At 32.3% G+C, this 15,429-nt stretch carries 13 protein-coding genes; 9 read left to right on the top strand and 4 right to left on the bottom strand.

All coding sequences use genetic code 11. The annotated features are described in order from the left end of the window. Nucleotides 1-73 precede the first annotated feature (73 nt). The 3 genes from F0000_RS09325 to F0000_RS28255 all read left to right on the top strand — a co-directional run bounded on the left by F0000_RS09325 (nucleotide 74) and on the right by F0000_RS28255 (nucleotide 2,826). Entirely contained in the window at nucleotides 74-1,402 is a 1,329-nt protein-coding gene (locus tag F0000_RS09325) for an amidohydrolase family protein (RefSeq protein ID WP_149624453.1), read from the top strand. A 578-nt stretch (nucleotides 1,403-1,980) separates the two neighbouring features. Next, complete coding sequence (locus tag F0000_RS09320) at nucleotides 1,981-2,658, top strand: hypothetical protein (protein WP_149624452.1); 678 nt, start codon at nucleotides 1,981-1,983, stop codon at nucleotides 2,656-2,658. A gap of 45 nt (nucleotides 2,659-2,703) precedes the next feature. Beyond that, on the top strand, nucleotides 2,704-2,826 hold the full coding sequence (locus tag F0000_RS28255) for a hypothetical protein (RefSeq protein WP_255452685.1): 123 nt from the start codon (nucleotides 2,704-2,706) through the stop codon (nucleotides 2,824-2,826). A gap of 280 nt (nucleotides 2,827-3,106) precedes the next feature. On the opposite strand, the gene F0000_RS09315 is transcribed toward F0000_RS28255, so the two are convergent. Further along, entirely contained in the window at nucleotides 3,107-3,514 is a 408-nt protein-coding gene (locus tag F0000_RS09315; protein ID WP_149624451.1) for a hypothetical protein, read from the bottom strand. A 124-nt stretch (nucleotides 3,515-3,638) separates the two neighbouring features. On the opposite strand from F0000_RS09315, the gene F0000_RS09310 reads away from it, so the two are divergent. From F0000_RS09310 to F0000_RS09290, 5 genes are all read left to right on the top strand, one after another. Beyond that, on the top strand, nucleotides 3,639-4,094 hold the full coding sequence (locus F0000_RS09310) for an Lrp/AsnC family transcriptional regulator (RefSeq protein ID WP_149624450.1): 456 nt from the start codon (nucleotides 3,639-3,641) through the stop codon (nucleotides 4,092-4,094). 22 nt (nucleotides 4,095-4,116) lie between these two features. Next, on the top strand, nucleotides 4,117-5,262 hold the full coding sequence (locus tag F0000_RS09305; RefSeq protein ID WP_149624449.1) for a hypothetical protein: 1,146 nt from the start codon (nucleotides 4,117-4,119) through the stop codon (nucleotides 5,260-5,262). Between the two features lie 102 nt (nucleotides 5,263-5,364). Continuing rightward, complete coding sequence (locus F0000_RS09300; protein ID WP_149624448.1) at nucleotides 5,365-6,966, top strand: sodium:alanine symporter family protein; 1,602 nt, start codon at nucleotides 5,365-5,367, stop codon at nucleotides 6,964-6,966. Between the two features lie 617 nt (nucleotides 6,967-7,583). Beyond that, the gene (locus F0000_RS09295; RefSeq protein ID WP_149624447.1) at nucleotides 7,584-8,402 is read left to right on the top strand and encodes a mechanosensitive ion channel family protein; all 819 of its coding nucleotides are present in this window, start codon (nucleotides 7,584-7,586) and stop codon (nucleotides 8,400-8,402) included. Nucleotides 8,403-8,563: 161 nt separating this feature from the next. Further along, nucleotides 8,564-9,991, top strand: a complete 1,428-nt coding sequence (locus F0000_RS09290) for a hypothetical protein (protein ID WP_149624446.1) — start codon at nucleotides 8,564-8,566, stop codon at nucleotides 9,989-9,991. Nucleotides 9,992-10,708: 717 nt separating this feature from the next. On the opposite strand, the gene F0000_RS09285 is transcribed toward F0000_RS09290, so the two are convergent. Next, nucleotides 10,709-11,470 carry a DJ-1/PfpI family protein gene (locus F0000_RS09285; protein WP_149624445.1) on the bottom strand — a complete coding sequence of 254 codons (762 nt, stop codon included), beginning with the start codon at nucleotides 11,468-11,470 and terminating at the stop codon, nucleotides 10,709-10,711. A 12-nt stretch (nucleotides 11,471-11,482) separates the two neighbouring features. Further along, on the bottom strand, nucleotides 11,483-12,712 hold the full coding sequence (locus tag F0000_RS09280; RefSeq protein ID WP_149624444.1) for an MFS transporter: 1,230 nt from the start codon (nucleotides 12,710-12,712) through the stop codon (nucleotides 11,483-11,485). A gap of 130 nt (nucleotides 12,713-12,842) precedes the next feature. On the opposite strand from F0000_RS09280, the gene F0000_RS09275 reads away from it, so the two are divergent. Further along, a complete protein-coding gene (locus F0000_RS09275) occupies nucleotides 12,843-13,457 on the top strand; it encodes a DUF1684 domain-containing protein (RefSeq protein WP_255452684.1) in 615 nt (204 codons plus the stop codon). Between the two features lie 68 nt (nucleotides 13,458-13,525). On the opposite strand, the gene F0000_RS09270 is transcribed toward F0000_RS09275, so the two are convergent. Then, nucleotides 13,526-14,617 carry a porin gene (locus F0000_RS09270; RefSeq protein ID WP_149624443.1) on the bottom strand — a complete coding sequence of 364 codons (1,092 nt, stop codon included), beginning with the start codon at nucleotides 14,615-14,617 and terminating at the stop codon, nucleotides 13,526-13,528. Nucleotides 14,618-15,429 lie beyond the last annotated feature (812 nt).

Raw genomic sequence — 15,429 nt, 5'->3', positions numbered from 1 at the left:
TGACAAATTGTGTAAGAGGATATAATTTTTCATTCCTTATAGTTTTTCTATCTTTAGAGAAACACAACTCATCATGGAAAGAATACTTTTTATACTACTGGTTTATAGTAGTGCTTTTGCTCAACAGAATTCGATAAAAGCTTTGGTAGGAGGAACACTTATAGACGGTTTTGGTGCTGCCCCTATAAAAAATAGCGTGATTCTAATTGAAAACGAAAAAATCAAAGCAGTTGGTACCATAGAAACATTAAAAGTGCCACCCAATGCAGAGGTGATTTCTACAGAGGGGATGTCTGTACTTCCAGGGCTTTGGGATATGCATGTGCATACTATGATTAATGGGCACGCAGATTATTCATATTGGGACAAAACATATCCGCCATTATTAGAAAATGTGATTATGCCCTCTTCTGCAGAACAATTATTAATGGCTGGAGTTACCAGTGCGAGGGATCTGGGAGGCCCTCTTAAAGAAAGTATTTCTGTAAGAGATCGTATTAATAAAGGAGAAATTCCTGGAGCTACCCTATATGTTTCCGGACCATTTATTCAAAAAAAAACCTATCCAGGAACGGAGGCTTTTCGTTGGGGAATCAATGGAATAGAAGATGCTAAAAAGAAGATCAAGAAATTAGCAGATGCTGGTGTGGATTGTATAAAACTAATTGATCAGGATCAGATGAGTACAGCAGAATTACAAGCTGTGGTAGATACTGCACATAAGTATAATCTAAAAGTAGTAGCGCATGGGCATCGCCCTCAGGAAATAAGAGCCGGACTTCGGGCAAATGTAGATTGTTTTGAGCATACAGGATTATCATCTGCACCAAAATATCCGGATGATGTAATGCAAGCGATAAAAGAGCGCACTGCACAAATGAATCTGGGACCACTATTCTGGTGCCCTACTGTAGAAGGTTTATATAATTATGAATATGTAAGGGATCACGGCGAACATCTGGATAATGATTCCTGGCACAGAGGGTTACATGATACTATAATTACAGATATTAAGAACAGTTTTCGCCATAAAGATCGTTTACCTTATTTTCAGTTAACACCTATACGAAAACCCACTTTGGAAACTAAAATAAAACAACTAATAGAGGCAGGTGTTGTGTTAATGATCGGAACAGACAGCGGAATTCCTATGAAATTTCATAGCCAATCTACTTGGAATGAATTAGATGTTTGGGTAAATGAATTTGGGATTGACCCCATGTATGCGATCAGAGCTGCCACCTATTGGCCTTCGTTGTGGATGGGTGTTGCAGATGAGGTAGGAACAGTGACAGAAGGTAAGTATGCAGATATCATTGCTGTAAAAGGAGATGTGCTGAGGCATATTAGTTTGTTACAAAATGTGAATATTATTATAAAACATGGTAAAAAATACAAATAATATAAATTCCCTATATTTTAGTTAGTTTTTTAACGTTACTAATAGCACAGTAAAACTAATAGTAATGCTCTTTTTGAAAACCTATCCACCTGTTTTTTTTATAATTACTTCAATATATGTATGTACTTCTCAATCTAAGAAAATTATTGTTATAGATGCATCAACGACGGAACCTATAGAAGGGGTTTATACGATTTGTGATTAAAAAATTCGTATAAATTCATTGAATTATTTTTTCTTTATGCAAGGCAAAAAAATCAAGCATAGCTATAGCTACGGTTTATTTTTTAAACGAAGTAGAAAGGAAAAAGAAACGATGAATATGCGAAATTTTTAGTTATAAATCGTATTATCTATTTTATCCACTTAGTGAAGAAGGTAGTTTTACCAATAAAGATGGAGTTGTTACGATTCCTTATAAAAAGGAAGATCTTAAAATAGCCCATGTTGGTTATAAAGAAGTAGATATTGATCCGGAAAAAATAACAACGTTAGATACTATTAAGTTAAGTCCTAAAGATTTTAGCGTTCAGGAAAAGGTTGTAAATGCCTTTGATTTAAAAAAAGAATTACACTATGTGTTGGATAATTTTGATGATTTATATTTGGATTATGCAACAGAAAAAGAATGTTCTTTTAAGAGTACGCTAGTCATCAATGAAAAATTATATCGATTAATCGTTACTGATCTAAAAATGTGGACAAAAGATGCAGCCTGTAAAAAAAGAGCGTTGGATCAAATTATTAAATTGAAATTAGGTACGATCAGTCATCAAAAAAATCTACCAATACAGGTAGCTATTCCTGGAAAAAATATATCTGATTCCCAGGAGGCCGGAATGGTAATCACCAAAGATTTGCTATATAATTCTTATTTGGATATGATTATAGATAATTTTCTCAACTATTCTGGAGATGTCGAAGAAACTATAGAAGAATCAACGTCAGATATTCTGGTAGTTTCTTTTAAAACAGCTTGGAAAAACACAAATGAGCAGAAAAGCAGAGTGCTGGGAAGCGTTGTTTTTGATAAAAAAACAAAAGCAATTATCGAATTTAGTAGAGATATAGAACTACAAAATAATCATAAAAACAATGCGAAGAATACAGAGGATAAAAAATATAGATACAAAATAGAAAATCAATTTGTTACATATCATTTTAATAAAAAAACTGATGGAAAATATAGCTTAAAAGCATTCACTATAGGTTCTAAGATTAATTTGATGTATGATAAAATGTTATATAATATCTGAATAGAAAATAATCTTTTTGTATTAAAAGAAACAAAGCTTAAAGAAATGGATACTCGTGGTTTGATTAGTCTAGATAATACGATTTATAAAACAGAACCCTCTGAGCAAGTCAATACAAATTCAATTGTTTTAACAGAGGAAGAAAAAGCATTTTTACAAGGGCAATAAGTAATACCAATTTAGGTTTGTAATGTCACATATCGTCTCGTTCTTTTTTCCTCTAAATGCCTTGTTCTTACATTCCATAGCGAAGGCTATGCAATATAACCACATCGTTTTTAGATAAAAAAATAACATTGCCTTCGATACGACATTACAAACCTAAATTGGTATAAAATAAATGGGTATACCGATATAGAAGTTTGATTGAAAAAAAATATCTGATAGGATGATTTTTAGAAATCTAATGTAATAGTATCGAGATCCAGTTTTTTTGTTTAAAATCACATTATTCGGAAGAAAGAGCCCAGCGCCAAAATAATTCTTTAAGCGTTTCAATCTCTGTTTTTAAGAGTGAAATAATATCACGATCCATAGACGTGTGTAGTTCAAATTTTTCGCAATACATTTTTAGAGAACTAATACTGTATTCTATGTGTCGAAGATATTTAGAATTTCCTCTATCATTTTTCAAAAGACCGATTTGCTCAATAAGCTGTAATGAATGCATAACAATTTTTACAGAAAACAAATCAGACAACTCATTAGAAGAACTCATTTGTAATATATCTTTATTGTCTGTAGAATGTCTGGCAATACCTCTGCTAATTTTAAAAATTTCCAACGCCTTTTTATATGCCGGGTTTTCAATCAAAAGTGATTGAGAAGAAGCAGAATATATCGGTGGTTTTGGCATGGAAAAATCTAAATAATATGACTGCTCAAATTTACATACAAGATTTAATTATTATCTTTAGTTTTTAAAGCAGAAAATAAGTTTAGGTTTAATATTTAATGTATAATTAAAAATTTAAGAATAAATGAAGGTAGATAGCTTAAGTTGGTCTATATTAGAATGTTTACAGCAAAATGCAAGATTATCGAATGCAGAGATAGGAAGAAAAGTTGGTTTAAGTTCTCCTGCAGTAGCAGAACGCATAAAAAAGATGGAAGATTATGGTATTATAGAAGGATATACAACTAAAGTTTCTTATGCTAAAACAGGGTATCAATTAAAAGCAATTATAACGATACGAGCGTTTATGGGGCGATTAAAACCTTTTTTATCAAAAATCTCTACATTTAATGAAGTGCTTAATTGTTATAGGATCACAGGAAATGAAAATATTATCATGGAAGTTGTTCTGGAAGATCAGGTGCATCTCCAGAGTTTTATAGATAGACTAATAACCTATGGAGAAGCCAAAACGCATATTATTTTATCTAATGTAGTAGAGAACAACCCGATTCTGAATAGAACAGAATTGATAAAATAAAACGTATCGCAGTATTGAATTTATGTATGTTACTTTAGAAAATTATGTTACCGCAATAGTATGCTTACTTACAGCCTTTGTAATTCAACGAATTTATTATAAAGAGAAATCAAAGGGGCAGTCAGCAATATCAATCCACGGAATTAAGTGGTTTGGTTTTGCAATATTCTTATGGGGATTTGGAGCATTGATACATATAATTTTAATAGAATTAGCTAGTATAAAAACAACCGATAAAATTGTTATCTACCTGGGTGTGTTGATCTCATTAGCAAACTCTCTGAGTATATTACTATCATTACCATCAATTGAGCATCATAAGGAACGGAATATTGTAGTAAGATTGGTACAGCGTTTTTCTGAGAAAGAATTTGTAACTCTTTTTAGTGGTATTTTGGTGATGATTACTTTCGTTTTTATAGTTACATCATATAATAATACTGAGATTAGTAATAATTTTATTTGGCTTATAGATATTCCAATTTCTTTGATAGTCGCATTTGCATTGCTCAATGAGCTTATTAAAGCTTTTGCAAACCGAAAGATGAAATTTATGGTGTTTCCTTGTTTTATTCTATTTATTCTTATAGTAATTGCTGTCACCTATAGAATCATACCTCAGGATAAAGCTTTAGAATTTATAGATCAAGAGTTCTGGAGTTTATTTGGAGGGATTACCGGGGTATCATTTAAGTTTTTATTCATTTTATTGTTCTCTATTTTGTTATATAGCTGGAAATTTCTTTCAGAAAAGGAATTGACGCAAGGTGAGTTGGAATTACTTATAAAAGAAAAGCAGCAATTGCTGGATAGTCAAAAAAAACTTATCACGACAAACGAGAGCCATCTGTATACCATTTCATCGTTACAACAACGCTTAAGAGAAAGTAATATTAAAATTAGTTCATTAGAAGAATCATCCAGAATAGTATTATCCGAACGACAAAAGGAAGTCTTGGGTAATTTGGGAATGTGTGGAGCTTATAAATCATATACAGAAATTGCTGAAGCGATGAATATTAGTGTGGATGGGTTTCAGACTCATATCTATCAAATAAAAAAGGTGCTTAAAATTAGCGGAACAGATGGCAAAGAACAATTGATAGCATTTGCAAAAACTAATCAATTGTTACAATATGCTAGTATTCAGGGTACTGATTCTGATTAAGTATATGCTTAACCATACTAGATCAAAAAAATCATCAGTACGTAAGCTTTTGTAATATTTCTTTTTCTCAAATCTTCGTCTTAAAATCATAATAGATAAGAGATGAAGAAAATAATAGTAGTATCTGCTATGTTTATGAGTTGTATCCATACGACAGCTCAGGAAATTTATCAGAAAACCTTGGATGAGCGGATCAATGAAACATTCAAAAATGCAACTAATTGGTTTGTAGATGCAATTTTTGCAGAAATTCCGATAAGTGCTCAGGTTGGGATTCCGTGGGTATTAATCGTATTATTATTGGGAGCTACTTATTTCACCATATATTTTAAAGGAATTAACTTCAAGAATTTCTTAACCTCTATTCTGATTATCAGAGGAGACTATGATATGCTGGAAGCATCTGATAAAATAGAAGACTCACAGACCATACATACAATAGATGGAGATCAGCCGGATATGATACGAGTAGAAAGTGGAAATGGAGAAGTGAATCATTTTCAGGCTCTAACAGCTGCGCTATCTGCAACGGTAGGTTTAGGAAATATTGCCGGAGTTGCCATCGCATTATCGATCGGTGGAGCGGGCGCTACATTTTGGATGATTTTGGTAGGCTTGTTAGGCATGGCGTCTAAGTTTGTAGAGTGTACACTAGGTGTCGCCTATAGAGAAATTGACGAAAACGGGACAGTATATGGAGGTCCCATGTATTATTTGAGCAAAGGATTAAAAGAGAAAGGTCAAGGAAGTATCGGTAAAGTATTAGCAATCATTTTTGCTATAATGTGTGTAGGTGGTTCTTTTGGAGGCGGAAATATGTTTCAGGTGAATCAGGCATTTAAACTATTTGAACATGTGACTGGTGCAGAAAATAGTTTTATGTATGGAAAAGGTTGGTTGTTTGGCTTGGTAATGGCAATTTTTGTGGCTATCGTAATTATTGGAGGAATCAAAAAAATAGCAAAAGTTACTGATAAGATTGTACCAGCAATGGTGATTGTATATGTAGTAGCGGTTATAACTGTGATCACAATTAATTATAAAGTGATTCCAGAAGCAGTACTAGCAATTTTTGATGGAGCTTTTAGCGGAGAAGGAATAACGGGAGGAATGATTGGTGTGATGATTCAGGGATTTAGACGAGCAGCCTTTTCTAATGAGGCAGGAATAGGGTCAGCTTCGATCGCACATGCAGCCGTAAAAACCAAATATGCAGCTAGTGAAGGCTTAGTAGCCTTATTAGAGCCATTTATTGATACTGTAGTGATATGTACAATGACAGCATTCGTGCTGATTATCACTGGACAAATAGAAATAGGTGCTCAGATATCAGATGAACAAGGAGTATTACTCACTGCAAATGCTTTGGGGAGTGGTATTTCCTGGTTTCCCTATGTGCTAAGCTTAGCAGTAATACTTTTTGCTTTTTCATCCATGATTTCCTGGTCATATTATGGATATCAGGCGTGGTCCTATTTATTCGGAAGAAAAAAGTATGTAGCCTATATCTATAAAAGCCTGTTTTGCATCTGTGTCATTATAGGAGCAGCGGCCAGTCTAAATGCAGTAACAGATTTTTCTGATGCTATGATTTTTGCGATGCTTGTACCAAATATGATTGGACTGTTTTTGCTGGCTCCAAAAGTTTCAGTAGAGTTGAAACGCTATAAAAAAGAAATTAACAAAAGTAAGGGTGTTCAATAGGAAAGTTTGAAAACCTGAGGTTTTCATAAAACTAAAAAATAAACTTTTTTCCTTTGAATACCCCGATGACTCTGCCTCGGTGATTATTTAATTTGTTGAGATAGGAAGTTTTGGCACAAGGTTTGATATTAATAAAATGGTTAGTTGTTTCCCGCACGAGGACATTAGTTACAAAACTAAAGAGAGTGCGGGGGAAATTTAAAAAACGTTCAAAAAACATACTTTTGAGCGTTTTTTTGTTGAAACAAAATCGTAAATCATAATCCTATTCAGCCTCTTTCTACTCGATAATCGAGATTTAAATACTCTGAAGCTTGCCTCGAAATCGAATTATTTTTTCTTATAAATACCTCGCGGACTTATCCGTAGTTTATTTTAAAGTATCAACGAAAAAGAGTGAATTTTGATAGGTGATTTTAATAAGGACTGGTAGTCCTACTGAAAAAAACAGAGCTTCTCAGTTATAAGTTATGAAGTGATTTAGACTTTTTGATTGTGGCAAAAAATAACATTTCTATAACGAATTAAAAAAAGTTTAAATCACTTCTATAGCAAAAGGCAGAACTTAAGAGGAGTTCTATATATTTTTTCTATTTTTAGTATTTCAAATTGGTATTATGGAGAAGTTATATGATTACTTAGAGATAGCGATCGATACGGTAGTCTTTTTTGCCCCAAGAATTATAGGTGCAGTTTTAGTATTGTGGATAGGTTTTAAAATTATAAATAAGATTGTAAAACTTGTAGATGCTGCGCTTAAGCGAATGCATATTTCGGATACGATGCGCCCCTTTCTTATTTCTATATTATCAGTAATACTAAAGATAGCAGTCTTATTTATAATTGTATCCATATTAGGAGCTGATCTTTCTGGACTGGTAGCAATTCTGGCGGCAATAAGTTTTGCAATCGGTATGTCTTTGCAAGGTAGTTTGGGTAATTTTGCTTCAGGGATACTGATTATGTTTCTGAAACCTTATCAGGTGGGTGATTGGATTCAGGTAGCAGAATCTTTTGGTAAAGTAAAGGAGATAGGGATTTTTAATACTTTAGTCGTTACTCCTGGGAGTAAAAGTTTGATCATTCCTAATTCTAAAGTTACGGATGATGTAGTCGCCAATTATTCTAAGAAAGGATTAATTAGATTAGAAATAAACGTAAGCATGCCATATAATGAGGATTTTCCTAAAGTAAGGAAGATTATAGAAGAGACATTGGCACCAATAGAAAAAATATTAGATACCCCAAAGCCAGAGATAGGTATTGAAAATTTTGATTCACATAATGTTTTGATAGCCGTCAGACCTTACGTAAAACCAGATGATTTCTGGTATGTAACTTTTATGGCGCATCAGGAAATAAAAAGAGCTTTTAGCGAAAATAATATTAAAGTTGCTTATTCTGAGGGTGTAGAATTAGGAAGTATTGGTATCTAATGAAGCACGATTTTAATAAGTGCCTGTAGTTATGGTGTAGTTGGCATTTTTTTTGTGGTATCTATAGAATTTCATCTCGGGTAATGGTTGTAAGCAATAATTGGGTATGGTTTGCAGGTAGAGTAGTATTCAGGATGAGTTTATAACTTAAATTATTTGCTGTGAAGTGGTATGTACCGAAAAAAAGTCTTTTTTTTATATTTTTATGTGTAGTAACATGTTCTTTTAGTCAAGATGAGTTAAAATTACAGAAAGGAATTGTCATAAATTCTCTAGGTGTCCCTACAAAAGAAGGAAGTCATTACAGTATCTATCTGCCTACATCCTTTGATCTTACCAAACAATGGCCTGTACTTCTGGGATTTGATTCTACGGGAAATACCAGGAATTTAACAGCACTTTTTAGTCAGGCAGCAGAGGCGTTAGGATATGTAATTGTAGTGTCTAATTTTTCTGAAAACCTAAAAACAATACAAGATAAAACCAATTATGTAGCTTTTTTTACAAATCATATTTTATCCCTATTACCTATTCATGACAGAAGAGTATACGTTTTTGGGAATGGTGAAGATGCACCTCTTAACAGTTTGATACCATTAATTTATAGAGAGTTTAATGGCGTCATAGCTATGAATAACAGTTATTATTATAGTGAATCTATAGAGGTGAAAAAAAATTTTTCATATGCAGGAGTCATAAGTGATAAAAACTTTAGATATCAGGATTTTATAAATATAAAAAGGTATTTAAAAAGAAAAGCAATTACTTCTGATGTTTATGTTTATGATAATGATCAAGAGAAATTACCTCCAGAAGATCTATTGCAGAAAGTACTGACTTCTTTTACTTTACAGGACATGCTGAAAGGTAAGATTGCCGTAGACTCTGTTTGGGTGCAGAAGCAGTATCAGAAACAGCAGAATGAGGTAAATTTATTAATAGAAAAAAAATCTTTCATAAAAGCATATGACGAGCTAAAAAGAATGAGAAGCTGGTATCATTTATTTTTTGAGATAGACACACTAAAAGAACAACAAAAGCGAATTAGAAAAGTAAGTGACTATAAAAAACTAAAAAGGCTTAAGTCCAGATATAATAATCAGGAAATATTCTTACAAGCAACATTGCTTATGTCATTAGAAGAAGATGTAGAATTCAAACAATATGAAAATCTGGGTTGGTGGCAATATAGAGTTGAAGAACTCAATAAATTGATAGCAACCAGAGAACGGCATTCAAGTAATATGGCGATAAGAATATTGGGATACTTAAAAGATTTGATTTCTCAGTATAAAATTAAATCAACGACCAAAAAGGAGAAAGTAATCGATAAAAAAATATTTCTAAATGTTCTCAGTACAATAATAGATCCTCAGGATTTTGATTCCTATAAAGCTATAATGTATTTAAGTTCTATTGATCAGGATAAACAAACAGCGCTTTTTTATTTAGAAAAAATGCTCCAGAATGGATATAAAGATATAGAAGGGTTATATACAATAGAAGGAACACTTGCACTAAAAATATCCAGAGAATATAATGCATTAGTCAAAAAATATCTGGGTACATCCAAATACCATTCTTATTGATTAGTTATTGAATGAAAACGCACTTAATCTTATTTTTTTACATTTAATCGATATTTTGTTAATAACTATATTGCTAGTTGTCGTTTTTTGTATTTGATTCTTATATCTTTACTTCAGAATAAAAAAGCAAATATATTCTTAAGATCAATATTTTTAAGAAGTTATAAAGAAATAAAGTTATAGTGTTAGTTTGGAATACATTGTAAGGGTAAATTAAGTGTGAGGACATTAGTAAGAAGACCCCAAATCTAATAACTAAAGAGAGTGCATAATTTATCCAGAATAAAAGTGACCTTATCCAAGGTCACTTTTCTCGTTTTAAGAGCTGATTTTTTTTAGAGCTGAAAAGGATATAAAGGAGAAATTAGCACTTTGTTTAATCAAAATAAATGTAGTTATAATCCTTTATTTTTTTTAATAAAAGAAAGATATTGTGCTTTTAATCGATTTTTTATGTTTTTAAACGTTAAAATTTTTGTTTTCACAATTTATTTATATTATATTTATATCAACATAAAAACACTATGACGTATTGGCCAGAATTAACATTTTAAGCTGTATGACGATATGGATTTAAAATATTAATTTGGATACGTCAGGGTCAGTTAAGTGTGAGGACATTAGTCTAAAAGAACCTAAGTCTTGAAGCTAAAGAGAGTACATAATTAGCCCTAAAATCTGAAAGCGTTCCCCAACAGGAGCGCTTTTATATTATTGTTATTTTGAGATAATCAAATGTGGCACTTCGTCTAATTTCCAATCAATAACAAGTCCTTTGGCAAGCGATTTTGCAATTTCTGCTCCATATAGATGTTCGCATAAATATAAGGCCGCTTCAAAGCTTTTAGCACCTCCTGCAGAAGTAAGATATTTCTTATCATGTACAAATAGCACATTTTTTCTAATATCAAGATCAGGAAACATCTTGCGCATTGTATCTATATCACTGGGAAATGTTGTAGAAGTCACATTGTTTAATAGCCCAGCTTTTGCTAAAACAAACGCTCCATCACAATGAGAAGTCATATAAGTCGCATTTTTATCTATTTCCTTTACAAAATTAATCATAGCTACATCATTCAGATCTGTATCCAAATGATGTTCTGCACTTGGTATGACAAGAATATCAATTTTTGGCAAAGAATCTTTTACATAATTAAAATCCGGAATAATTTTTATTCCTTCAAAAGTGGTGATAGGCGCATCTGTATTGGCAACAGTAAAAACATTCATTTGTTTGATATTTTCTCTGTATTGTGTATGTTGAAAAATATCAAACGGAGCAGTGAATTCTGTATTATAACTACCATCCATAATTAAAAAAGCAACATTATATCGATCCGTAGGTAAGGTAGGAAAGATCTTTTTTTCTTCAGTTAGTTCTGTTTTTGTTTCAGATTTTTTGACGGGCTTTTCTTTTTTTTCTGTGCTACAACTATAAAGTGCTGTAAGGAAAAGAGTAAAAAATATAAGTCTCATAATGATGGTATATTAAGGAGTTTTTAATTGAAGTGTTAGAGTCTCTTTAGTAAGCTTTTGTTTGACAATAAACAATAAAAAAGTACCAAGAGCCGCAATTACGCACATAAATATCCAGCTATTTTTATAGCCATAAGCATTAATGAATTGCATACCAGCGTTATGTCCCAGAATGTGAGCTACAGAAAAAGACATGCTGTACAATCCCATATACGCTCCCTGCTTCCCTTTTTTTGATCTTTCTAATGCAAAAGCATTCCCAAAAGGGAACGAAATCATTTCTCCAAGCGTCGCCACAATCATTCCCAGTATTATAATCCCTGTCCATGGAGTTATAAGAAGTAAGGCAAAACTAATCCCGGTCAATACAAATCCATACATTACTTTTTTAATTTTAGAAAAAGAAGTCGATTCTAAATAAGCAATTAATGGCATTTCAAAAATAAATATCAAAGCTCCGTTTAATGCCAAAACAAGTCCAATATTTTTTTCAGAAAGTAAATGTACTTCTTTATAGTATAGCGGTATTGTAGAAAAATACTGAACAAAAATAAAACCGAATAATGTAAGTGCGATCAGGAATAAAATATAAATACCATCACTATATGCCGGAAGTGGTTTTTCTACTACAATTTCCTTATCCAGTATTTTTGCCTTTTTTGGGTGTAATGTATTAATCATAATAAAACCAGCAGCCAGGCAAGTAATACCATCTATCCAGAACAATCCTGCATAGCCAATAGTGGCAATAATGAGACCGCCCAAAGCAGGTCCCATCGCAAATCCCAAATTGATAGCCAATCGAATGAATGTCAAAGAACGGGTTTTGTTTTCGGGTTTACTATAAGCACTTAAGGCTACAAAAAATGCCGGACGTGCAGCATCCGCGATAGTAATCAATACAAAGAAACTAATACAGATACTCCAGAAGCTAGTAAAGTATTGCACAATAAAGAAAGAAACTCCTGTAAGGAGTAATGATCCCAGAATTACTTTGTAATAGCCTATTTTATCACTTAGTTTACCTCCGATCCAGGCGCCTAGTAATGATCCTAGTCCAAAACTGGTCATTATCCAGCCAATCTGACTCAATGAAAAGCATAAATCATCAGAAAGATATAAAGATAAAAATGGGATTACCATAGCTCCCATACGATTAATAAAGGTGATTAGTGCTAACCACCAAACCTCTTTAGAGAGACCAGAAAACGTATCAAAATAATTTTGGAGTAGTTTTTTCAATATTGCGGTAGTTAATTATTGAATAACCGATAAAATTAGCCTTTTGTCTAAAAAATGAGCACGATTTTAGAGAATATTAACTTGTTTATTGTGAATGCTTTGTACTTTTGCAAAAAAATAAAAAGGGACAGTGCATAGATTAACACTTTTATGTATTCTCATTTTGGGGAATATGATGGCTCAGGATTCTATTAATATCAAGAAGATATTGGTGTTTCAGTCTACATTAAATGAGGAATTTGCTTCTGAAGAAAAATCACCATTGACATCTAAGGATTTTAAAGAATTTAAGGAATTGGATTTTTTTGCTATTGATACATCGTATAGTATTATGGCGAAGTTTGTCCGGACACCTTATGAAACTCCTTTTATCATGAAAACAACTACAGAAAGAGAACCTGTATATGTTAAGTATGGAGAAGCACACTTTACATTGCAGGAAAAAGAATTTATTTTGAATATATATCAAAGCCAGGGTTTAAAAACACAATCAGAATACGAAAACTATTTGTTTCTGCCATTTACAGATCTTACAAATGGGCTAACCAGTTATGAAGGAGGACGTTTTATGGATCTTACAATTCCCGAAGGAGACAATATATTGATAGATTTTAATACTGCCTACAATCCATATTGTGCCTATAGCAGCAGGTACTCTTGTCCCATCCCTCCAGAAGAAAATCACCTGGATTTAGAAATCCCCGCAGGAGTTAAGAACTATAAGAATCACGAGGAAAATAAATAAAAAAAAGCGTCCCTAGTAAGGAACGCTTTTTGACGTAAACAAACAATTATATTAAAAACTTGGGTAATTTAAAATTTATAGATCGCTCCCAAAACAAAAGAAGAAAGACTGCTTGTAGCTTGTAAATCACTATCAACAAATGCATCATCAGAAGAATCTATTCTAAATTCAGGCTTGAAGGTTAAATTTCCAACATCATAACTACCGGTAAGAGTTATTGCCGTAATGTCCACATCATCAACTGCATCATCATCCACAAATACATTAAAATATTCACCTCTCAGACCTATAGCAAAGCTTTCGGTAGCTTGAAATTGAGGATAGAATGCAGCTGCATAGAATCCATCACCATCAGTATCTAAATATGTTCCATTAAAACCTAAATAGAATTTTTCTGATAAATCCCATCCGGTAGTTAAATCTACCTGAAATGTAGGCTCAACAGGCCCCGGATCACCTTCATTTCCATATCTGAAATTAAGGTAAGCACTACCACCATCGGCAGCATATCCTACTTGTGCACCTATAATATATGTGTCATTGGGATTAAAATCAGTTTGATCAGTTGGGTTCATAATGGCAACCATCGCAGACCATTTTTCATCAATCGCAAAATCAGCCTTTAGTCCTGTATGAGAAAAAGGACCATTAGAGAACATATAAGAGGTAGAGTAATTAAAGTTTCCTGTTGGTGAAATTACTTCGTATCCAAGATAAGTGTTAAAGTTACCAAAAGTAAGTTTAACTTTTTCGCTTACATTCCAGTATACATACAATTGATTTACAATACTTGCTGATGCAGAACCTGAATTATTTCCTACAGCGTCTGTTCCTCTTGGTCCATATACCAGATCAGCTACAAAGCCTACTTTTTCGCCTTCATACCCTAATATTAAATTAGCCATCCCCAAGGCAAATCCTGGTCTGTCAGCAAATGATGTTCCTGGTGCAGCAAATTCTTCCCCTGCTCCTTGTCCAAGATCATAAGCTTTATTTGGAGCTCCAATATTATATCTAAAATAACCATCTACAGATCCATTAACAGAGAAGTTGTCAAACCATTTTTTTTCTTCTTCCTGTGCTACAATTGTAAAGCTAATAAGAGCTAAAGAAAAAAGACATGCTTGTTTAAAAAGCTTTGTTACGATTTTTGTTTTCATAGTAAACATTAATTGGTATTAATTTGTTTTTAATTGAAGCTGTAAAACTATGCTAAAACATTTTTACCCCAATAAAAAAAAGGGTATACTCTACAATTTTTATGTATTTTTAAGTATATACCCCAAAAAAATTAAACATTAACGTTTATTAGTGTGATTTTTAAGAATTTGAAAAGCTGATTTTTGATGATTTTAAGATTTTTAATATAATTTTCACATGCACGACGAGAGAATGGTGGATTTATGATAGGATAAAAATCTAGGGGGAGCTTTTGTTTTTTGAAATAATAAACAACTGTTTTAGAGTGCTTTTGCACTGAAAAATGACTCGTAAGATTTGGTTATACACGTTAGATGTTGACTCCAATGTTATGATAAGGTGATTTTTTTATTAAATAAAGACAGTAAAATGTAGGTTAAATTTAAGAAAAATGATCAAAGAAATGTTAAAAACGAATATTAGATACGTTTATACAGTAGCTATATATGAGGTTTTTGCTTGTTTTCTCAATGTTTGTTATATAGTGTGATCTACTTTTTTTAGTATTTCAGTTCAAATCACACATGACCTCTTAATTGCGTTTTGAGCATCCTCATAAGTCTGTATTTATGAATGCGAGTAAACTCAATATCTCCATAGGACCTATTTGTAATATGAACCATAATTTCTTTTTTTGAAGTTTTTTAGGTTACCTCTAAAATTAATTTATTTTTAATCAAATAGTTATAGTATTTTACTGACTAAACACAGGTGAGATGAATAGTTACAAACGCACAGGAACAACTTCTTTATTTTCAGAAAGTTATCGATT

It is taken from the genome of Aquimarina sp. RZ0 (assembly GCF_008370685.1).
GTDB lineage: Bacteria > Bacteroidota > Bacteroidia > Flavobacteriales > Flavobacteriaceae > Aquimarina.
This window is presented reverse-complemented; position numbering and strand designations above follow the sequence as displayed.